This window comes from Wenzhouxiangella sp. YN1, assembly GCF_056324145.1.
The window spans coordinates 19,330-41,552 of record NZ_JBJNIO010000090.1 but is presented as its reverse complement, the minus strand read 5'-3'; the positions used below and the strand labels follow the sequence as shown (position 1 = coordinate 41,552).

Here is a 22,223-nt window from a genome sequence, read left to right as displayed (position 1 = left end):
GTCGGCGCTTGTCTAATCTTCAGCCATGCGATCGCCGGATACTCGCCGGCGGGCCAAAGTCACGAAAAAGTCAACGTTCATCGACGACGTTTGTACAAGGGAGTTCCAATGAAATCGCGCAATTCGTCAAACAAGCTGCTGAAGCTCTCCAGGCTGAGCCTGGCTGTCGCGCTGGGCCTGGCAATGACCACGGCCGTATCGGCTCAGGACAACGAAAACGAGTCGGAGTCTTCGGGCGACGAGCGCCTCGAGCAGTACGCTTCGCTCGACGTCATCGAGGTGACAGCAAGACGCCGTAGCGAAAGCGCTGCCGACGTGCCGATCTCGATCACCGCGCTGAGTGGCGAAAAGCTCGAAGAGGTGGGAGCTCCGGATATTACCTATCTCAACCAGGTCGTGCCCAACACCACGATGGAAGTCTCGCGCGGCACCAGCAACACGCTGACCGCCTTCATTCGCGGCGTCGGTCAGCAGGATCCGGTAGCCGGTTTCGAAGCCGGCGTGGGCATCTATATCGACGATGTCTATCTGAACCGCCCGCAGGGTGCGGTGCTCGATATCTATGACGTCGAGCGCGTGGAAGTCTTGCGCGGCCCGCAGGGCACGCTGTACGGGCGCAACACCATCGGCGGTGCCGTCAAATACGTCACCAAGCGCCTGGGCAATGAGCCGTCGGCAAGCGTGCGCGCCAGCGTTGGCAGCTATTCGCAGGCCGATCTGATGGTCAAGGCCGAAACCCCGCTCAGCGACAGCCTGGCAATCGGTGCCGCCGCGGCCACGTTCAACCGTGATGGTTTCGGCAAGAACCTGACCCTGGGCACGGAAAACTACGACAAGGATGTCGTGGCCGCCCGCGCCAGCCTGGAGTGGACGCCCGGCGACCGTTTCTTCATTCGCCTGGCCGGCGACTACTTCAAGGACGACTCCAGCCCGGTGGGCGGTCATCGGTTGATTCCGGGGCTGTTCTCCGGCGCACCGGTGCTCGACGATGTCTACGACACCCGCGGCGGCATTCAGGGGCAGAACGACACCGAGCAACAGGGCGTCAGCTTGCTGGTCGAGTACGACATCAACCCGAACTGGATGTTCAAGAGCATCAGCGCCTGGCGGGCCGATGACACCGTCAATCAGATTGATTTCGAGGCGCTGCCGCCAGCCGACGTGGACGTCGCCACCATTTACGACAATGAGCAATACAGTCAGGAATTCCAGCTCAACTACAGCAGCGCGAACGTCAGCGGCATTGCCGGCTTCTATTATCTTGATGCCAACGCCTTCGGCCCCTTCGACGTCCGCCTCTACCAGACCGGCGAGCTGATCGGTGCGCCCAAGCTCAATGCCTTTACTCTGGGTGATGTCGATACCGAAACCTGGTCGGTCTTTGCCGACGTCAGCTTCGATCTGGGCAACATGTTCGATCTCGGCACCGGGCTGGAGCTGTCGCTCGGCGGCCGCTATACCGACGACAAGCGCTCCTCGCGAGTGCTGCGCCAGAACATGCTGGGCAAGTCGTCCTGGTTTGGCGGTGATCCGATCATCACGGTAACTACCTCGGACTTCGAAGGGTCGGATCGCTTCTCGGAGTTCACCCCGCGCGCCAGCCTGGCCTGGAAGCCGGTGCGAGAGCACAACCTCTATGTTTCCTGGAGTCAGGGTTTCAAGGGTGGCAGTTTTGACCCGCGTGGCCTGACCACCGCCGCGCCCGACCTCGACGGTGACGGCGTGGTCAGCGAGGCAGAGGTGTTCGATTTCATGCGTTTCGAACCCGAAACCGTGGACACCTATGAAATCGGCGCCAAATCTTCCTTCGCTCAGGGTCGCATCAACACCAACCTGGCGTTCTTCTACAGCGATTACACCGATATTCAAGTGCCCGGCTCGATCGGTGTTGATACCACCGGTGACGGCATCTCCGACACCTTTGCCGGGGTCACGACCAACGCTGGTTCGGCGACGGTTCAGGGCGTGGAGCTCGAAGCCAACGCGCTGCTCGGGCAGGATGTCTTTGCTTCCGGCGATGAGTTCTCCACCATGCTCACGCTGGGCTATATCGACGCCGAGTACGACGAGTTCGTCACCGCCGTTACCGATCCGGCCACGGGGTCGACCGCGCTGGAAGACGTGGCCGACGAGCGCGTGTTCCAGAACACGCCCGACTGGACCGGCCATCTCAACGTTCGCTACGACGTGCCCATGGCCCTGCTGGGCAACGATGGCCTGTTTTCGGTCATCGGTGCCTGGTCCTACCGCGGCAAGACTCATCAGTTCGAGGCACCCTCGCAGTTTCTCGACCAGGAGGCTTATTCGCTCTACGATCTGAGCCTGGTGTGGAAGCGCAGCGACGGTCGCTATGAAATCGGCCTGCACGGTCGTAACCTCGGCGACGAGCAATACAAGACCTCGGGCTACGTGTTCGCCACGCCCGATGGCACCGAGCCAACCCTGGGTCTGGAAGGCGTGATGAACGCGTTCTATGGTCCGCCGCGCACGGTCACGCTGACCGGCACCGTCAACTTCTGATTGCTACCGGGTCTCCTCCCTTGGGCCGGAGCCGCAGTGCGGTTTCCGGCCCTTTTTTTTAAGCCGCGCCACCCGGAAGCCCCAGCCGATCATCCAGAGGCCAACCGAGCGTGTTCGATGGCGGAGCATCTGCGCTAAGCTGAAAACCACGCGGTAGCAGAAACTCGAAGCGGACTGTTCAACATGCTGGCTGTCATCCCAATCGGATCCGGATCATGTCAACGCTGATTCTCATCGGGGCCGGGCTGGCCTGGCTGGGACTGCTGTTCGCGGTTGCGCTGCTTGGCGAGCGCTCCCAGGCGCGCTGGCGCCGGCTCTGGCCGGTGGTCTATTCGTTGTCGCTGGCGGTTTACTGCACCGCCTGGACGTTTTACGGCACCACCACCCAGGCAGCACGCTCGGGCTGGCCGGTGCCACCGACCTTTGTCGGCACGATCGTCTTGTTCGTTTTCTTTTTTCCCTTTCTGCGCCGTTTGGTCGCGCTGAGCAAGGCCGGCAACGCCACCAGCATCGCGGATTTCATCGCCAGCCGTTTCGGCAAGTCATCCATGCTCTCGGCCGCAGTCACCGGCGTGGCCGTGATCGGCATCGTGCCCTACATCTCGCTGCAGCTGCAGGCGGTGGCCATGAGCTTCGAGGCGATTCACGGCAGCGCGGTTGCTGCCGATGCCGCCTGGCAGGATCTGGCGCTTTATGCAGCACTGTTCATGGCGATTTTCGCCATGCTGTTCGGCACCCGGCGCGCTGCCGCTACCGAGCATAATCGCGGCCTTGTGCTGGCCATGGGGTTTGAGTCTCTACTCAAGCTAACGGCCATGCTTGCCCTGGGTGGTTTCGTGGTTTTTGCGCTGTTTTCCGGCCCGGTCGAGTTTGCCCAGCGGGCGCCATCGCCGCCCTTTTCCAGCCTGGATTCGTTCCTGACGCTGATGTTGTTGGGTGCGCTGGCGATGTTTACCCTGCCGCATCAGTTCCATATCGGCGTGGTCGAGTGTCGCCAGGAGCGCCACCTGCGCACGGCCCGCTGGCTGTTTCCGGTGTTTCTGGTGCTTATCAGCCTGCCGGTGCTGCCGCTGGCGCGCGCCGGCAACGCGCTGCTCGAAGGCGTGGTCGCGCCCGATCTCTACGTGCTGATGCTGCCGCTGGGTGAGGGGCATCAGGGGCTGGCGCTGCTGGCCTTTCTTGGGGGCTTGAGCGCGGCCACCTCGATGGTGATCCTGGCCAGCCTCACTCTTTCCATCATGATCGGCAACCACTGGCTCACTCCCGCGCTGCTCAATCGCCACTGGGGACGGGTCAGCGAAATGGGCATCCCGGTGCGTCAGCAGCGCCGCATGGGCATCGTGGTGGTGCTGTTGCTGGCTTATGTCTACAGCCGATCGATTGGCACGGCCGGTGCCCTGGCCGATATCGGCGCGATGTCGTTTTCCGGCCTGGCCCAGCTGGGGCCGGCGGTGGTGCTCGCCGTCTATCGTCCCGGCCGTTCGGCGCGTGCCATCCTGTCGGGTATTCTCATCGGGGTGGCCGTCTGGGCCTACGTGCTCTTCTTGCCGCTGTTGCTCGATGGCCTCGGTATTCAAGCCGGCTGGACGAGCACCGGACCGCTGGGGCTGAGCTGGCTGACGCCGGATAACCTGCTGGGGCTGCAGGGGGTCGCGCCGCTCACGCGCGCGGTGGTCACCAGCCTGGCGGTCAACCTGGTGGTCACGCTGGTGGGCGTTCGCCTCGATGCGGTGCCGGGGCATGAGCCCGACGACGACCCGCTGCGCCCGGACATGCTTTACCGCCTGGCCGAACGCTTTCTGCCGGAGGAGCGCCTCGGCCCGCTGTTTGCCGGCAACCGTAACGCTCGCCGTCTGGCAGCGGGCCTCGAGCTCGAGCTGGCGGCGGTCGTCGGCTCGGCGTCCGCGCGCCTGCTGCTGGATGCCGCGCGCCGGCGCACGCCGGCACCGCTGGATACGGTGGCCGACCTCGTGGGCCAGGCCGCCGCGCAGGCGCGCTTCAGCCGCGAGGTGCTCTCGGGCGCGCTGGAAAACATGAGCCAGGGCGTATGCGTGGTGGATCGCGATATGCGCCTGGTGGCCTGGAACAGCGCCTATCTGGCATTTTTCTCCTATCCGGAGGAGCTGATCCGCGTCGGTCGGCCGGTGGCGGACCTGCTGCGCCACAACGCCGAGGCCGGTTTGATGGGGCGCGGTGATATCGAGCGCAAGATTCAGCGCCGAATTACCCACAAGCGTGCCGGAACGCGCCACCATATCGAGCGCCCATGGCGCGACGGGCGCATTATCGAGATTCGCGGCAACCCCATGGCAAGCGGCGGTTTCGTGGCCACGTTCACCGATGTAACGGCCTTTCGTCATGCCGAAGATGAGCTGCGGCGCATCAACGAGACCCTGGAGCAGCGGGTGATCGAACGCACCCGTGAGCTGGAGCAGGCAAAGGTGGAAGCCGAGCGCGCCAGCGAAGCCAAGACCCGGTTTCTCGCGGCGGTCAGTCACGATCTGGTACAGCCACTCAATGCCGCACAGCTTTTGACGCACGCGCTGAGCGGGCGGGTTGCCGACCCCCACGCGCAGCACTCGCTCGCTCAGATTTCGGGTGCTCTGGGCGCCACCGAGAACCTGATCGAGGGGCTGCTCGACATCTCGCGGCTGGATGCCGGCGGCATGGAGCCAAGACACAGTCGCTTTCCACTCGGGGAGCTGTTCTCGCAGCTGCAGGGCGAGTTTTCACTGCTCGCTCGCGAGCGCGACCTCGAGCTCGACTGCGTCAATACGCTTCAGTGGGTGGAGACCGACCCACAGCTTCTGCGACGGATTCTGCAGAATTTCCTCTCCAACGCCGTGCGTTATACCCGCCACGGTCGGGTGCTGATTGGCTGCCGCCGGCGTGGCGCGGAACTGCTGGTGGGTGTGTGGGATACCGGGCCAGGTATCAGCAGCGCGGATCAGGCCGTCATCTTCGAGGAGTTTCGTCGTCTGGGTGACGGCCAGCACGCGCCCGGACTGGGTCTGGGCCTGGCCATCGCCGAGCGCATGGCGCGTCTGCTCGGCCATGAAATCGAGCTGGTCAGCCGGCCCGGCCATGGCACCGCCTTTGGCGTTCGCGTGCCCCGCGCCGAACCACAACCCTGTTTGCCCGGCCGCCGGGCCGAGCGCTCCGAGCCGGGCTCGGGCCGGGTGCTGGTTGTCGACAACGAGGCGGCCATGCTCGGCTCGCTGGAGACCCTGATTTCGGGCTGGGGCTACGAGGTGCGCGTGGCCAGCAACGCCGAACAGGCGCTGACAGCGGCCGCGGCTTTCGAACCCGAGCTGCTGGTAGTCGATTATCATCTTGACGATGGCAAAACCGGCCTGCACTTGCTGGAGTCGCTGCAGGAGGCCGGCTGCCAGCGCCCCACCGTACTGATCAGCGCCGATCACGCCGCCGAGGTGCGTGCGGCCGCGCGGCGGGCGGGCTGCGAGTTTCTGCACAAGCCCATTCGTCCGCTGGCGCTGCGGTCGCTGATGGCCCGCATGCTGCCGCGCCGACGGCGCTCCGGAGCGTAGTATTTTCGCGTTGGGGCCCGGCTTCCGATTCGCGGTACAATGGTTTATTGTGCCTGTATGATCGATCCATCAACCATCGCCCGGGCGTCCGTGGCCAGGAAAGAACCTCATGCTGTTTGACAACGTTGTCATCAAGTCGGTGGCCTCCATCGACGCCCCGCACACCGTAACCAGTGAAGAGATCGGGGAGCGGCTCGAGCCGACCTTCCGAAAACTGCGCATGCGCGGCAACCCGTTGATTGACGTCGCCGGCATCGAAGAGCGCCGCTTCTGGGATCACGGCGTCCAGCCTTCGGATGCCGCCACCCTGGCGGCCGAAGAGGCCCTGGCGCGCGCCGATATCGATCGTGATCGTGTCGGTATCCTGATCAATACTTCGGTCACGCGTGATTTTCTCGAGCCGTCGACGGCCTGCATGGTGCACAGGAACCTCAAGCTGGCCAACACCTGCGAGAGCTTCGACGTGGGCAATGCCTGCCTGGCGTTCATCAACGGCATGAACATCGCCGCGCGCATGCTCGACCGCGGCGAGATCGACTACGCGCTGATTGTCAACGCCGAAAATATCCGCGAGGTCTGCGAGATCACCATTGATCGCCTGCTCGAGCCGGATGTCACGCGCAAGCAGTTCAAGAGCGAGTTCGCCAGCCTGACGCTGGGCTGCGGCGCTGCGGCCATGGTCATGTCACGCGGTGACCTCGAGCCCGATGGGCACCAATACAAGGGCGGTGTCGCGCGCGCGGCCACCGAGTTCAACAACCTGTGTCGCGGCTGGAACCATCTGATGTGGACCGACGCCAAGAGCCTGCTGCGCGAAGGCATGAAGCTTGCCGGCGCCACCTACGGCACGGCCCGCCAGGTGTTGGGTTGGGTCGCCAACGAGCTCGACCACGTGGTCATACACCAGGTCTCGCGCGTGCATACCGAGGCTTTCATCCGCGCCTTTGGCGTCGAGCCCGAAAGGGTCTACCGGATCTTTCCCAAGCTGGGCAACGTCGGTCCGGCGTCGATCCCCACGGTCTTGAGCAAGATCGTCGACAAGGGTCGCGTCAACCGTGGCGACAAGATTGCGCTGATGGGCATTGGCTCGGGTCTGAACTGCTGCATGACCGAGATTGTCTGGTAAGGAGGTTGGCTAGTTGGCTAGTTGGCTAGTTGGCTAGTTGGCTAGTTGGCTAGTTGGCTAGTTGGCTAGTTGGCTAGTTGCGCCGGGATAAGCCCTTTTGCTGTTGCTTTATGTGATCCGAGCGTCATAATCATTGCTAACCAGCTAACCAGCTAACCAGCTAACCAGCTAACCAGCTAACCAGCTAACCAGCTAACCAGCTAACCAGCTAACCAGCTAACCAGCTAACCAGCTAACCGTTCCGAGCGAAAGCCCGTGGTTCCAAAGAAACTGTTCCCGTTCGAGTCCCGCTACCACGTCCAGTCCACCGGCCACCGCATGCACTACGTGGATGAAGGGCCGGTCGAGGGGCGACCGGTGGTGATGGTGCACGGCAATCCGACCTGGTCGTTCTACTACCGCAACGTCATCAATGCGCTCAAGCACGAGCGCCGCTGCCTGGTGCCCGATCATATCGGCATGGGTCTGTCCGACCGGCCCGACGAGCCGCGCTATGACTACACCATGGCCAGCCGGGTGGCCGATCTGGGCCACTGGCTCGACGAGGTCGAGCCCGATCGCGAGGTCGACCTGCTGGTGCACGACTGGGGCGGGGCGATCGGCCTGGCCTGGGCGGTGCGCCATCCTGAGCGGGTGCGGCGGGTCGTGTTGCTCAACACCTGGGCATTTACCATCGGGCCCGAACTGCCGCTGCCCTTTGCGCTGAAATTCGCCCGCACGGGGCCCGGAGGCTTCGCCATCAATCGCTTCAACGCCTTTTCCGGCCTGGCTGCCCGACTGGGGACGGCCGGAAAGCTCGATCGCGAGGTGGCCCGCGGCCTGACCGCGCCCTATCGCCGGGGTCCGAAAAGCCGCCTGGCCACGCTGCGCTTCGTGCAGGATATCCCGCTTGACCAATCCGACCCGGCCTGGCCGGTGCTGGCCGAGACCGAGCGGCACCTTGACCGCCTGGCCGAAAAGCCGGTCAAATTCATCTGGGGCGGCCGGGATTTTGTCTTCGACGACCGGGTGCTCGATCAATGGCGCAGAATCTGGCCGCAGGCCGAAATCGACTACCTGGAAGAGGCCGGCCACTACGTGCTCGAGGACGCCCCCGAGCGAGTGACAGCCGGCATAAAGCAGCACCTCAAGGACTGAAATGAGCCGCAAAGCGCACGAAGGTCACGCAGGAAAAGCTGCAAGAAGCTTGTTCGTGCCTTTCGTGGTGGAAGACTGATCTGAAGATGCCGAATGAAATCAACATTGCGCATGCGCTGACCCGGCAGGCCGAGGCGCAGCCCGATGCCACGGCGCTTGTTCTGCCGCTCAAGCGCAAAAAGGGCGGCTGGGTCGATCGACGCTGGACTTATCGCGAGCTCAACGAGCTGACCGACCGGCTGGCGGCGGGCCTGCAGGCGAAAGGCATCGTGAAAGGCACCCGGGTGGGGTTCATGGTGCCGCCTTCGCTGGAATTCTTCGCGCTGTTCTTCGCGCTGTTCAAGGCTGGCGCGGTGCCGGTGCTCATCGACCCGGGTATCGGCATCAAGCCGCTCAAGACCTGCCTGGGCGAAGCCGCACCGGAGGTGTTTGTCGGCGTCACCCGCGCGCAGGTCGCGCGCATGGCGCTGGGCTGGGCGCGCGCGAGCATTCGCCAGCTCATCACCGTCGGGCCGCGGCCTTTCTGGCGCGGGCTGAAGTTTTCCGATCTGCTGGCCGGAAAGGGCGAGTCCTTCGAGGCGCCCGAGGTCGCCGGCGATGATCCGGCGGCTATTGTGTTTACTTCCGGATCGACGGGTATCCCGAAAGGCGTGCTCTATCGTCACCGCCACTTTGCCGCCCAGGTCGAGCTGATGCGCGCGACCTTCGGCATGCAGCCCGGCGAGGTGGATTTGCCGACCTTTCCGCCGTTTGCCCTGTTCGACCCGGCGCTGGGCATGACCACGGTCGTGCCGATCATGGACTTCACCCGCCCGGCCGAGGCCGACCCGGACATGCTGGTCAGCCTGATCGAGACCTACGGCGTGACCAGCCTGTTCGGCTCGCCGGCGCTGATGAACACCCTGGGTCGGCATCTGGAAAAGCACCGGATTCGACTGCCGGGCCTGCGTCGCATGCTCTCGGCCGGCGCGCCGGTCTCGCCGGCGGTGATCGAGCGCATTCACGGCGCGCTTGATCCCTGGTCGGACATTCACACCCCCTACGGCGCTACCGAGGCCTTGCCGGTGGCCACGGTCGCCGGGCGCGAGCTGGTTGGCGAGCTGTCCGAGGGCAATCGCTCAGGCAAGGGCATCTGCGTCGGCCGCGCGCTGGCGGCGAATGAAATCCGCATCATCCCGGTCAGCGACGAGCCGATCGACCTGACCGAGTACGCTGGCGAGATGCCCGACGGCGAGATCGGCGAGATCTGCGTGGCCGGCCCGACCGTGACCGACACCTACTGGCAGCGCGAGCGCCAGACTCGCGAAGCCAAGATGACCGACAACCAGGGCCGGGTCTGGCACCGCATGGGCGATCTGGGCTGGCTCGACGACGAGGGCCGGCTGTGGTTTTGCGGGCGCAAGTCCGAGCGCGTGGTTACGCCCGAGGGCACGCTGTTTACCGAATGCGTCGAAGGCCCTGTCAACGCCGTCGAAGGCGTGTTCCGCTCCGCTCTGGTGGGCGTGGGCGAAAAGGGCCGGCAGGAGCCGGTGCTCGTCATCGAGCCGGAGGACAGCGCGGATCAACCGGCGGTCGAGTCAGCCGTGCGCGAAGTGCTGTCGCGAAACCAGCTGACCCGCGAGATCCGACGCGTTCTGTTCAAGGACAGCTTTCCCGTCGACATCCGCCACAACGCCAAGATTCGCCGCCAGGATCTGGCTGCCTGGGCGGCGGAGTAACAGCAAGTTGGAAAGTCGAAGCACCCGATTCGAAGTAGGCTCAGAAATCTGACAATCGAAACGGCCAGTCGGCAGGGTCGCTGCTTGTTCTTGATTCCGCGTCTGCCTCCAGCCGCTCCCGGATTCTGTTTCGGATCTGGCGCCTCGGATTACAGGTTTTCATTCCCGACAGCTTCTTCTCCCGCCAGTAGCTTAGAATAGGGGGATTCACCCATCCCCATCAGGAGTCCCACCGATATGAGTGGCGAGATCGATATTCGCTCGGCAAGCCGCCCCGACCCCGACCAGCTGTTTCAGGACATCGCCGATTACGTCTGCGATTACGAAATCACCTCGAAGGAGGCCTGGGAGACAGCCCACTACTGCCTCAAGGATTCGCTCGCCTGCTCGATGCTGGCGCTGAAGTTTCCTGAATGCGCCAAACTGCTCGGTCCGGTCGTGCCCGGCGTGGAGCTTGAAATCGGCGCGCGCGTGCCCGGCACGGCCTACAAGCTCGATCCGGTCAAGGCGGCCTTCGATATCGGCGTGCTGGTGCGTTACCTCGACTTCAACGACACCTGGCTGGCGGCCGAGTGGGGCCATCCGTCCGATAACCTCGGCGCAATACTTGCCGTGGCCGACTATGTCTCGCGCCGCGACGTGGCCCAGGGCGGCGAGCCGCTCAAGGTCGAAGACGTGCTTGAAGCGATGATCAAGGCCCACGAAATACAGGGCATTCTGGCGCTCAAGAACAGTTTCAACCGCGTCGGCCTGGACCACGTGCTGCTGGTGCGCGTCGCCTCCACCGCAGTGGTCACGAAGATGCTTGGCGGCGATCGCGACGATGTCATCAATGCCTTGAGCCAGGCCTGGATCGACGGCGGTGCGCTTCGAACTTACCGCCACGCACCCAATACCGGGCCGCGCAAGAGCTGGGCTGCCGGTGATGCCTGTCGCCGCGCCGTGCAGCTTGCGCTGATCACGCTCGACGGCGAGATCGGTTACCCGTCGGCGCTCACGGCCAAGGGCTGGGGTTTCCAGGACGTGTTGTTTGGCGGCAAAGATATTGTCCTCGAGAGAGAATTGGGCAGCTACGTCATGGAGCAGGTGCTGTTCAAGATTTCCTACCCGGCCGAATTCCACGCCCAGACTGCGGTGGAGTGCGCCTACAAGCTGTACGACGAAGTTGCCGATCGCCTCGACGAGGTCGAGCGTATCGAGCTCGAAACGCAGGAAGCGGCCGTGCGCATCATCGACAAGACCGGCCCGCTCGACAACTACGCCGACCGCGACCACTGCCTGCAGTACATGGTGGCCGTGCCGCTGATCTTCGGCGAGTTGACCGCCGAGCACTACAGCGACGAAGTCGCCGCCGACGAGCGCATCGACGCCCTGCGCGAAAAGATGACGGTCAAGGAAAATCCGCGCTTTACCGAAGAATACTTCGACGCCGACAAGCGCGCCATCGGCAACTCGGTGCAGGTGTTCTTCACCGACGGCTCGAGCACCGACAAGGTCTCGATCGACTATCCCGTCGGCCACCGCCGCCGCCGCGAAGAGGGCATCCCGCTGCTCGAGGACAAGTTCGCCGCCGCCGTGGCCGAGCATCTGTCGGAGCGCAAGACAAGCGCCATCCTGGCCGCCACCGAGGACTTCGATCCGCTCAAGGCGATGACGGTACCGGAGTTTACTGCGCTGTGGTCGCTGGGCTGACGATCCACCGTTCCGATGCAACACGAAAAAGGCCGCCTTCGGGCGGCCTTTTTCGTCTTCGCGTGGATTTCATCGAGGCGGATCAGCCGTGATAGCCGGCGACTCGCTCGACCTCGTTGCGTGAGCCCAGGATCACCGGCACGCGCTGGTGCAGTTCGTCAGGCTGGACTTCCAGGATGCGCTGCTCGCCGGTGCTGGCCGCGCCGCCGGCCTGTTCGATGATCATGGCCATCGGGTTGGCCTCGTACATCAGCCGCAGTTTTCCGGCCTTGCCTTCGGCGCGGATGCGCTTGTCGGCGGGATACAGGAAAATGCCGCCGCGGGTGAGAATGCGGTGGACTTCGGCCACCATCGAGGCGACCCAGCGCATGTTGAAGTTGCGGCCGCGCGGGCCGTCTGCGCCGGCCAGGCATTCGTCGATGTAGCGCTTGATCGGCTCGTCCCAGTGACGTTTGTACGATGCGTTGATGGCGAACTCACCGGTGTCTTCGGGAATGGCGACGTCCTCGCGGGTGAGCAGGAACTCGCCAATATCGCGATCGAGAGTGAACATGCTCACGCCTTCCCCGGTGGTCAGTACCATCATGGCCGAGGGTCCGTACAGACAGTAGCCGGCGGCGACCTGTTCGGTGCCGGGGCGGAGAAAGTCGGCTTCGACGGGTTCCCTGGCATCAGCGGGTGCGCGCAGGATCGAGAAGATCGTGCCCACCGAGACATTGACGTCGATGTTCGATGAGCCATCCAGCGGATCGCACAGCAACAGGTAGCGGCCGCGGCGTTCGGCCGCCATCGGGTGAATGCCCTCCATTTCTTCTGACGCCAGCGCAGCGATATGCCCGTTGTGTTCCAGCGCCTCGATCATGATCTCATTGGAAATGATGTCGAGCTTTTTCTGCTTTTCACCCTGTACGTTTTCGCTGTCGGCCGCGCCAAGAACATTGACCAGGGCGCCCTTGTCGACCAGGGCCGCGATCTTCTTGCAGGCCACACTGACGTCGTTGAGCAGACCGGTGAAAGTGCCACTGGCGCCTTCGATGTCGCGCTGGTTGCGGATGATGTAGTGGGTGAGGGTGGTGCCGATGCGCATGGTTTCTGTCCAGACAGTGGTGGGCTGAAGATCAAAACCGCCCATTTTAGCCCGCGGCAGCATTGGCGCCAAGCTGGTTCGGAAGGCGTTTTCCCGTTCGGCGCCCTGGCAGTGCCGTTCAAGCCATTCGCCTGCGCGTTCGCTGATATTCCGGGGCGTTGCCGTTAGGATGCGTCATTCAGAGGGGCCGTGTTATCAGTTGCCGAGGGAGTTTCGCTTCATGTTGCGAATGGTTCTATCAAGCCGGCTGAATGTGATCTGCATTCGTGTCGGGGTAATGCTGCTGCTGGGTGGCTGTGCCAGCTTTGGTGTCGCGGCTGGCGCCGTCGACTACGACATTGTCTATGTTCGCCAGGCGCGCTTTGGCGACACGGAAAACACCATCTGGCCGGAGGTTGGCCACCCGGCACGTATCGATCCCGGTGCTGACCTGGTTCTTCGTCATCCCGATGGCAGCGAAGAGATCCTGATTGACTGCAGCGATTGCTCGGTGACCGACCCGGTGGTGAGCTTTGATGCCGAATGGGTCTATTACAGTCTGTTCCACGACGTCAGCGATGATGCCCTCAATTCACAGCGCAGCAATCTGTCCGTGGCCGGCGCAGATATTTACCGCATTCATCTGACCAGCCGGCGGATCGAGCAGCTGACTTTCGGTGAGTTCACGCCCAATACAGGCTCGGGGAATTGGGATGAATCCAATCCGGTCAATCCGGCGCCGGGGCATGACCGCCTGGGTTACGGCGTGTTCAATCTGGGCCCCATGCCCCTGCCCGGCCGTCGACTGGCTTTTACCAGCAGCCGGAACGGCTTTCTGCCTACTCGTCCTTTCAGCACGCCGACGATGCAGTTGTTCGTGATGGATGATGACGGTGAAAACGTCGAAGCAATTGCGCCCATGACCCTCGGCAGTGCTTTGCACCCGACCATCCTCAAGGACGGCCGTTTGATGTTTTCCAGCTATGAATCGCAGGGCTTGCGTGATCGGCGGCTGTGGGGCCTGTGGGCCATTCGGCCCGACGGCAGGGGCTGGGAGCCTCTGGTCAGTGCCATGTCTTCCCCGGATGCCTTCCACTTCATGACCCAGATTGGTAACGGCGATATCGTGGTCGAGGCCTACTACAACATCAACAATAATGGCTTTGGCGCGCTCTACGCTTTTCCACCTTCGCCGCCCCCCGGTGAACCGGCTTTTTACAGCTGGGATCCGCAGCACAACCCGCCCATCGACTACACGTCAACTTCCGGCAACCGCGCCACTTTCACCATGGCTTATACGCCGCGCGGCTATTACAGCATGACGCCGATGACCCACCACTTCGATAACGCGGCGCCTGAGGGCGAAAATGGCCGGCGGGTGGGCAAGTTCACGCACCCGTCTGCTGCACCAGGCAATGACTTGCTGGTGGTGTGGTCGCCTGGACCGGCCAACGATCTCAAGCGGCCTACGCCCAGGCCTTACTACGACAGCGGTATCTATCTGGTGCCGGACTCTCAGCCTGTCCGGTCTCCCGACAGCCTGGTGAAACTGGTCGAAAATGACGCATTCAATGCCGCCTGGCCGCGGGCGGTGGTGCCTTACATGGCGATACACGGCGTGCCCGAGCCGGCCGAGCTGGAGTGGCTTCCCAACGACGGTCAACAGCATCCGCTGCTGCCTGAAGGCACGCCCCATGGTCTGGTCGGCAGCTCCAGCCTGTATCGGCGCGAGAGCTTTCCCCATGCCGGTTCCAGTTCCTTTGATGGCCTGGACCCGTTCAACACCTCGCAGAACCGCAACCATCGCAATCGCCGCTGGAGCAACTGGATCTACCAGGGTGCGGATGCCGGCAAGTACGACAACAGCGAGATCCAGGCCGTTCGCGTGCTGGCCATGGAGGGGATTCCTGATCGCCGTTACGGCGCCAACGGCAGCAGTACCAACGGCTTCATCAACCATGCCAACGAGCGCTTGCGTATTCTCGGCGAAATTCCGGTGCGTAAGTCCGACGATGACGGGCAGCCGATCATGGACGATGACGGTAATCCGGACACCAGCTTCCTCGCACGACTGCCGGCCGATACGCCGTTCACCTTTCAGACCATAGACGGCAACGGCATGGTGCTCAACATGTCGCAGACCTGGCACCAGGTCCGGCCCGGCGAAGTGCGAGCCGACTGCGGCGGCTGTCATGCGCACAGCCAGCAGCCGCTGGCCTTCGCGTCAACGGTGGCAGCACAGCCGGGCTTCGACGTGCCCGACCTGCTCGCCGGCACGCCAATGATCAGCCAGGATCCCGAAGGCAATCTGGTCCTCGAACAGCGTCCCGAGACAGTGGTCGACATCGAATTCCTGCATGACATTCGCCCGATTCTCCAGAGCCATTGCGTGCAGTGCCACAACGCCAGCGAAAACGCCGGTAATCTGAATCTGGCGGAAACCGAGCTGGTCGATGGTTGCAAGTGGAATGTGCCTGACCTGCCGGGAGACTATCGCCGCCTGGCCGCAGACGAGTGCGCTGATTATGGTTACCCCTCGCTGCTCGCGGACGGGACATGGCGCCAAACCAACGCCAGCCGCTACCTGCGCAAATTCCAGAGCCGGCGCAGCCTGCTGGTCTGGAAAGTCTTCGGCCGCCGGCTGGACGGCTGGGATAACGACGACCATCCCAGTGCGACAACGCCGGGTGAAGCCGGCACCCTGCCAGCAGGTGCTGATCCCAACGATGCGGATATCGACTTCACTGGCGAGATCATGCCGCCGCCCGACTCCGGCGTGGCGCCGTTGACCATCGAGCAGAAAATGACGATTGCCCGCTGGATCGATCTGGGCGCGCCCATTGACCTGAGCAGCCAGCTCGACATGCCCGCGGACTACGGCTGGTTCATGGACGCCCAGCGCCCCACGTTGACCATTTCCAGCCCCCGGCCGGAGCCCGCGCCGCAGACGATTGACGCCATCCGTATCGGTGCCAGTGACGCCAACAGCGGTCTTGCCGCAGGCAGCCTGTCGATCCGCGCTGACTTCGAGCTGCTGGGCCGGCCAGCCGATTCCGAGCTGGCTGACCTGGCTCGCAAGCTTGGGGGTGGGCGTTGGGTGATCGATCTGCCCGAAGGCATGCCTTCGGGGCTCCGTGATGCTCACTTGTATGTCGAGGTGGCCGATCGGCAGGGCAACATCACCCGATTGAGCAGACGCTTTCACAGCACCGATACCGGGCTGATTTTCTCCGATCACTTCGAGGGCTGAGGTCTGCTCAGGTGCAGCGAGAGCGTGATGGCCAGCCGCTGGCTGGCTGCAGCTCCCGCGGCGCCCGGATATCGTAAATGCTTGCCACACAACAGTTTTGGCCCTAAACGAAAGCGCTTGCACACGGCATGGTCTCCCGGCTAGTGTGGAAGACACGGCCTTAGCCTTCGGGCGGGCGCGTTTTCGGAATCTTCCGATGCATCCGGGTTTCAGTCCGGGGCGATTTTCATTGACCGGGAGTGTGCTGCGTGTTGAATCGGGTCGCAGACAACTGGCAGGCCGTGGTCGACGAGGCGGTGGTGTTTCGTCGCGCCCTGCATCGCGCGCCGGAGTTGACCTGGCAGGAGGTCAAGACGGCCGCCGCCATCCGCGAGCGCCTGGACAACCTGGGTATTCCCTGGCGCGCCTGCGCTGAAACCGGCACCGTGGCCACGCTGGCCCCCGGGGCACCCGGCCGGCACATCGCGCTGCGCGGAGATATCGACGCGCTGCCGATCGTCGAGGCCAGCGGTGTTCAGTGGTCGTCGACGACCGAAGGGCGAATGCACGCCTGCGGTCATGACGGCCACACCGCCACGCTGATGGCCACTGCCCGCTGGCTGAAAGCGCACGAAGATCGGCTGCCCGGCCCGGTGACGCTGCTGTTCCAGCCGGCCGAGGAGGGCGGACACGGCGCAAAGGCGATGATCGATGACGGAGCGCTCGACCGCGTCGAGGCGATCTTCGGCTGGCATAACTGGCCAGCGATTGCTTTTGGCAAGGCCGCCTGTCCCGACGGCCCGGTGATGGCCGGTAACGGCACTTTCGAGATCAGCATCCACGGCCAGGGTGGGCACGCCAGCCAGCCCGAGCTGTGCCGCGACCCGCTGCCGGCCGCCGCCGCGATTGTTACGGCCCTGCAGCAGATTGTCAGCCGCCGCATCTCGCCGCAGGCGCCAACGGTGCTCAGCGTCACCAGCCTGCACGCCGACGGCGGCTCGGCAACCGTCACGCCGGCCACCGCCCGTCTGGCGGGGAGTTTCAGGCTCGGCGACCCCGACACGCGCGCGCAGATGGCCGAGCTGATCACTGAAGTTGCCCGGAACACGGCCCGCGCCCACGGTGTCAACGCAGATGTGAGCATCCATCCGCGTTATGACGCAACGGTCAACCACGAGCGCGAAGCCGAAGCGTACCGCCAGGCGCTGCTCACCGAGCTGGGCGACGGCGCGCTCGATGCCGGGCTGAAGACACCCATCATGGCGTCGGAAGACTTCAGCTATTACCTCAAGGAAATTCCCGGCGCCTTTGCCCTGATCGGGGCCGACGACGGCCTGGGGAATCACCATCCCTGCCACAGCCCCGAATACGATTTCAACGACCGGCTGATCGACGTGGTCGGCCGCCTATACGTCCGCATCGCGGGAGTTCCCGTGAAGGAGTAATCACGCCCGCCCCCGGCGGAAGATTGCCGGGAGCGAGCTGCCAGGAGGTGCATCATGCAGGTATTCGAACAGTGGGAATCGGAAATTCGCGGCTACTGCCGTCTGTATCCGACCGTATTCAAGTCCGCATCCAACGCGCGCCAGACCGACGAGAACGGCAAGTCGTACATCGACTTCTTCGGTGGCGCCGGCGTGCTCAACTTCGGGCACAACAACAACCGCATGAAGCGCGCCATGATCGAGTTCATGGAACGCGATGGCGTGGCCCACAGCCTGGACATGTACACCGACGTCAAGCGTGACTTCATCGAAAGCTTCGTCGAAACCATCGTCAAACCCCGAGGCTGGAACCACAAGCTGCAGTTCATGGGGCCGACCGGCACCAACGCCGTCGAGGCCGCGCTCAAGCTGGCCCGCAAGGTCACCGGTCGCCCCGGCGTCGTGGCCTACGAGCACGGCTTTCACGGGATGACCCTGGGTTCGCTGGCGTGTACCGCCAATTCCTACTTCCGCAACGCCGCCGGGGTGCCGCTGGAACACGTTTATCGCCAGCCCTACGGCAGCGAAGAGGTGCCGCTCGAGCAGTGCCTGGCCTGGGTCGATCAGCTCAGGGCCATGTACGAAGATTCCTCCAGCGGCCTGGAAGCCCCGGCAGCCTTCGTGCTCGAGCCGATCCAGGCCGAGGGCGGGGTGCACCTGGCCCGACCCGAATGGCTCAAGGCGGTTCAGGATCTGGCCCGCGACCTCGGCGCACTGGTGATCTACGACGATATTCAGGCCGGATGCGGGCGCACCGGCAGCTACTTCAGCTTCGACGACATGGGGCTCGACCCCGACATCATCGCGCTGGCCAAGGGCGTCGGCGGCTACGGCACGCCGCTGGCAATGACGCTGGCCAAGCCCGAGCACGACAAGCACTGGTCGCCGAGCGAGCATACCGGCACTTTCCGCGGCCAGGGCCTGAGCTTCGTGGCCGGCACCGTGGCGATGGAGTATTTCCAGAACGACGAGCTGATGAACGCGGTCAAGGCAAACAGCGAAACCATGCGCAAGCGCCTGCAATCGATCGCGGACGAATCCGGTCGCGGGGAGTTTTCCGTGCGCGGTCGCGGCATGCTGCAGGCGCTCGACGTCGGCGATGGTGAGTTGGCCAAGCAGATCGCGACCACCAGCTTCGAGAACGGCCTGCTGATCGGCGCCTGCGGCACCGGCGGCCGCGTGCTCAAGCTGATTCCGCCGCTGACCACCCCGGAGGCCGACCTGAACGAAGGGCTGGATATTCTCGAACAGGCGGTGGCCTCGGCGCGGAGGGCGGCGGCGTGAGACAGCGCGATGACATGACCTTTCCCTTCGAGGAATACGAGCGCCGCCTCGAGGCCCTGCGCGAGCGCATGGCCGAGCGCCTGCTCGACGCGGTGGTGATCACCGACCCGGAAAACCTGATGTACCTGACCGACTATCAGACCACCGGATATTCATTCTTCCAGGCCCTGGTGGTGCCGCTTGAAGGCGAGCCGTTCATGATCACCCGCCAGATGGAAGAGTCGAACGTGCATGCGCGCACCTGGGTGGAAAAGACCCGGCCCTACCCGGATACGGGGGATGCCATCCAGATGCTGGTCGAGTCGCTGCGCGAGTTCGGTCTGGGCAGCAAGTGCATCGGCTACGAGCGCAACAGCTACTACTTTGCCGCCTACCATCAGGACAGCATCCACACGACCTTCCTCGATGGCCGGCTGTTCGACTGCTTCGGGATCGTCGAAGAAGGACGGATCTGCAAGTCCGAGCATGAAATCAAGGTCATGCGGCGGGCCGCCGCGGCCACCGAGGCGGGCATGCAGGCCGGCTTCGAGGCCGCTCGCGCCGGGGTGACCGAAAACGAGATCGGCGCGGCCATCAGCGCGGCCATGTTCCGTGCCGGTGGCGAGCCGCCGGCGGTGATGCCCTACGTGACCTCCGGTCCGCGCACCATGATCGGCCACGCCACCTGGGAAGGGCGCACGGTGCAGCCCGGTGAGCACGTATTTCTCGAGGTTGGCGGCTGCTACCGCCGCTATCACACCGCGATGATGCGCACCATCGTTCTCGGTGAGCTGTCGCCGTCGATGAGGCACGCCCAGGACCGCATGAAGCAGGCGCTGCACGAGTTCAAGGAAGTGCTGCGCCCGGGCATGACCGTCTCCGATGCCGACAACCTGATCCGCAACATCATCACCGCCAACGAGGTCGACGCGCGGCTGATCACGCGTTCGGGCTATTCCATCGGCATTGCCTTTCCGCCGAGCTGGGACGAGGGCTACATCATCAGCCTCAAGCAGGGCGACTCCAGGGTGCTCAAGGAAGGCATGACCTTCCACATCATTCCCTGGATGTGGGGCGTGGACGGCGACAAGACGGTCGGCATTTCCGACACCATCTACATCACCGCCAACGGTAGCAAGTCCTTTTTCACCCTCGATGAGGATTTCGTCGTCAAGCCCGACCAGTCGCCACGGGAATTGCCCGAGCCGAAAACCACGCACCCGCCGCGCGTTCCGGATGGCGAAGCGGTCAAGCACATCAACGAAGCAGGAAAGAGGTGAGCATGCTCCAATCGATCAATCCGGCTACCGGCCGGGTCCAGTACGAACTCGCCGCGCTCGACGACGAAACCCTGGAGCGCCGGCTGGCCGCCGCGCACTCGGCCTTTGACGGCTGGGCAGCGGCCGGTTTCGATGAGCGTGCGCGGGTGCTGCGAGACGTCGCCGCCCTGATGCGCGAAGACACCGAGTCGCTGGCGCGGCTGATGACCGAAGAGATGGGCAAGCCCATTGGCGAGGCGCGCGGCGAGGTCGAAAAGGCGGCCTGGTGCGCCGAGCACTACGCTGAACATGCCGAAGCCTACCTGGCCACCGAGCATCTGGCATCCGATGCCAGCGAAAGCTACGTGCAGTACCTGCCGCTGGGGGTGATCCTGGGCATCCTGCCGTGGAATGCACCGTTCTGGCTGGCCTTCCGTTTTGCCGCGCCCACGCTGATGGCCGGCAACACCTGCCTGCTCAAGCACGACCCCAACGTGCCGGCCTGTGGCGAAGCCATCGGCAAGCTGTTCGAACGCGCCGGTGCCCCGGCGAACATCTTTGCCAACCTGCCGCTGGAAACCGAGCGGGTCGAGGGCGTGATCCGCGATCAGCGTGTGCAGGCGGTCTCGTTCACCGGCTCGGACAAGGCCGGCGGCATCGTCGCCGCCACCGCGGCGGCCGAAATCAAGCACTCCATCCTCGAGCTGGGCGGCTCCGACCCGGCCATCGTGCTCGCCGACGCCGATCTCGACACCGCCGCCGACACCATCTGCCTGTCGCGCATCATCAACGCCGGCCAGAGCTGCATCGCGGCCAAGCGCATCATCGTCGAGGAGTCGGTGCACGACGCCTTCGTCGAGCGTCTGCACGAGCGTCTGGCGCGGTTGAAGGTCGGTGACCCTGCCGAGGAAGCCACCGATATCGGCCCGATCGCCAGAAACGACCTGCGCGAGAACCTGCATCGCCAGGTGCGCGAGACCGTGGAAGCCGGTGCCCAATGCCCGCTGGGGGGCGAAATCCCCGCGGGTGAGGGTTTCTTCTATCCGGTCACCCTGCTCACCCAGGTCACCGCGGAGATGACCGCGGCAAGGGAAGAGACCTTCGGCCCGGTGGCGGTGGTGATGAAGGTCGCCGACGAAGAAGAGGCGCTGGCGCTGGCCAACGACACCCGCTACGGCCTGGCCGCGGCGGTGTGGGCCGGCACCGAGCGTGCCGTGGCCATGGCGCGCCGGCTGGAAACCGGCCAGGTGGCGATCAACGGCATCGTCAAGACCGACCCCAGGCTGCCCTCGGGCGGTATCAAGCGCTCCGGCATCGGCCGCGAGCTCGGGCCCCACGGCATCCGCGAGTTTGTCAACGCGCAACAGGTGTGGGTGGGGCCATCCAAGGGTTAGTTGGCTGGTTGGCTGGTTGGCTGGTTGGCTAGTTGCGCCGGGATAGGCTCTGTTTAATGTTGCTTTATGTGCCCCGGGCATCATAACCTTTGCGAACCAGCGAACCAGCGAACCAGCGAACCAGCGAACCAGCGAACCAGCGAACCAGCGAACCAGCTAACCAGCTAACCAGCTAACCAGCTAACCAGCTAACCAGCTAACCAGCTAACCAGCCAGCAACCGCCTGGGCCGGCATGCATCTCGCGGCGCTATCGTCCGGATACCGCGTACAGCACGCTGGCCAATAGCGCCAGACCTACAAAACCAAAACTGCGTATCAGGCCGCTCGCGCCCAGCAGTCGGACACGCTCGTCCAATTGGCTGGGTATCAAGGCGCAGATGGTGAACAGCGCGACGCCCAGTCCGATAGTGAAGGTCCGCGCCGTAAAAGCGACACCGGGACTTGCCGGGCCTGTCAGCCATAGCCACGTGCAGCTGGCCCCAGCGACCAGCGCGAAAATTCTTGCGACGAACTCAGGGATCGGGATGCTCCCATCAGCCAGGGCGCTTCATTGTAGCGGGTAGGGTAGCGGGCCGGTCTTTTCACGTCGTCTTGATCGTCGGAAGCGCTTAATGAGCGCTTGATTGGACAGAAAACGCTTTTAGAATGCAGATCTTCTTCGCCGGGTTCAATTGGCCATGGCAGATTTATCCTGTCGCCACAGTTTCGTCTCGCAGGAGCAGGCCCTTCGTTGGCAGCGTGGGCACATGTTTTTGATGGCCTGCGGGCATTTGCTCGGCGATGAGC

The 22,223-nt window shown here is 63.9% G+C and carries 12 protein-coding genes; 11 read left to right on the top strand and 1 reads right to left on the bottom strand.

Translation table 11 applies throughout. The annotated features are described in order from the left end of the window. The first annotated feature begins 108 nt into the window (after nt 1-108). The 6 genes from ACEWQZ_RS01305 (at nt 109) to ACEWQZ_RS01280 (ending at nt 11,741) form a co-directional block, all read left to right on the top strand. Complete coding sequence (locus ACEWQZ_RS01305) at nt 109-2,520, top strand: TonB-dependent receptor (protein ID WP_476481263.1); 2,412 nt, start codon at nt 109-111, stop codon at nt 2,518-2,520. A 215-nt stretch (nt 2,521-2,735) separates the two neighbouring features. Further along, entirely contained in the window at nt 2,736-6,068 is a 3,333-nt protein-coding gene (locus ACEWQZ_RS01300) for a hybrid sensor histidine kinase/response regulator (protein WP_476481262.1), read from the top strand. Nucleotides 6,069-6,177: 109 nt separating this feature from the next. After that, nucleotides 6,178-7,194 (top strand): 3-oxoacyl-ACP synthase III, encoded by a 1,017-nt coding sequence (locus tag ACEWQZ_RS01295; protein WP_476481261.1) that lies wholly within the window; start codon nt 6,178-6,180, stop codon nt 7,192-7,194. Nucleotides 7,195-7,449: 255 nt separating this feature from the next. Beyond that, nucleotides 7,450-8,331 carry an alpha/beta fold hydrolase gene (locus ACEWQZ_RS01290; protein WP_476481260.1) on the top strand — a complete coding sequence of 294 codons (882 nt, stop codon included), beginning with the start codon at nt 7,450-7,452 and terminating at the stop codon, nt 8,329-8,331. Nucleotides 8,332-8,417: 86 nt separating this feature from the next. After that, nucleotides 8,418-10,049: a fatty acid CoA ligase family protein gene (locus ACEWQZ_RS01285; protein ID WP_476481259.1), complete on the top strand. Its 1,632-nt coding sequence runs from the start codon at nt 8,418-8,420 to the stop codon at nt 10,047-10,049. Nucleotides 10,050-10,286: 237 nt separating this feature from the next. Then, nucleotides 10,287-11,741, top strand: coding sequence for a bifunctional 2-methylcitrate dehydratase/aconitate hydratase (locus tag ACEWQZ_RS01280; protein ID WP_476481258.1), 1,455 nt, complete (start codon nt 10,287-10,289; stop codon nt 11,739-11,741). Between the two features lie 82 nt (nt 11,742-11,823). Here the strand turns inward: ACEWQZ_RS01280 and ACEWQZ_RS01275 are convergent, their stop codons facing one another. Further along, on the bottom strand, nt 11,824-12,828 hold the full coding sequence (locus ACEWQZ_RS01275) for a class 1 fructose-bisphosphatase (RefSeq protein ID WP_476481257.1): 1,005 nt from the start codon (nt 12,826-12,828) through the stop codon (nt 11,824-11,826). Nucleotides 12,829-13,048: 220 nt separating this feature from the next. Between ACEWQZ_RS01275 and ACEWQZ_RS01270 the strand changes: the two genes are divergently transcribed. The 5 genes from ACEWQZ_RS01270 (at nt 13,049) to ACEWQZ_RS01250 (ending at nt 21,436) form a co-directional block, all read left to right on the top strand. After that, nucleotides 13,049-16,057: an HzsA-related protein gene (locus ACEWQZ_RS01270; protein WP_476481256.1), complete on the top strand. Its 3,009-nt coding sequence runs from the start codon at nt 13,049-13,051 to the stop codon at nt 16,055-16,057. A gap of 251 nt (nt 16,058-16,308) precedes the next feature. Then, nucleotides 16,309-17,481 (top strand): N(2)-acetyl-L-2,4-diaminobutanoate deacetylase DoeB2, encoded by a 1,173-nt coding sequence (gene doeB2 / locus ACEWQZ_RS01265; RefSeq protein WP_476481255.1) that lies wholly within the window; start codon nt 16,309-16,311, stop codon nt 17,479-17,481. Between the two features lie 54 nt (nt 17,482-17,535). Further along, nucleotides 17,536-18,804, top strand: a complete 1,269-nt coding sequence (locus ACEWQZ_RS01260; protein WP_476481254.1) for a diaminobutyrate--2-oxoglutarate transaminase — start codon at nt 17,536-17,538, stop codon at nt 18,802-18,804. Continuing rightward, nucleotides 18,801-20,063 (top strand): ectoine hydrolase, encoded by a 1,263-nt coding sequence (gene doeA, locus ACEWQZ_RS01255; RefSeq protein ID WP_476481253.1) that lies wholly within the window; start codon nt 18,801-18,803, stop codon nt 20,061-20,063. The genes ACEWQZ_RS01260 and doeA overlap by 4 nt, the downstream gene beginning before the upstream one ends. Beyond that, a complete protein-coding gene (locus ACEWQZ_RS01250; RefSeq protein WP_476481252.1) occupies nt 20,060-21,436 on the top strand; it encodes an NAD-dependent succinate-semialdehyde dehydrogenase in 1,377 nt (458 codons plus the stop codon). The genes doeA and ACEWQZ_RS01250 overlap by 4 nt, the downstream gene beginning before the upstream one ends. The last annotated feature ends 787 nt before the right edge of the window (nt 21,437-22,223 follow it).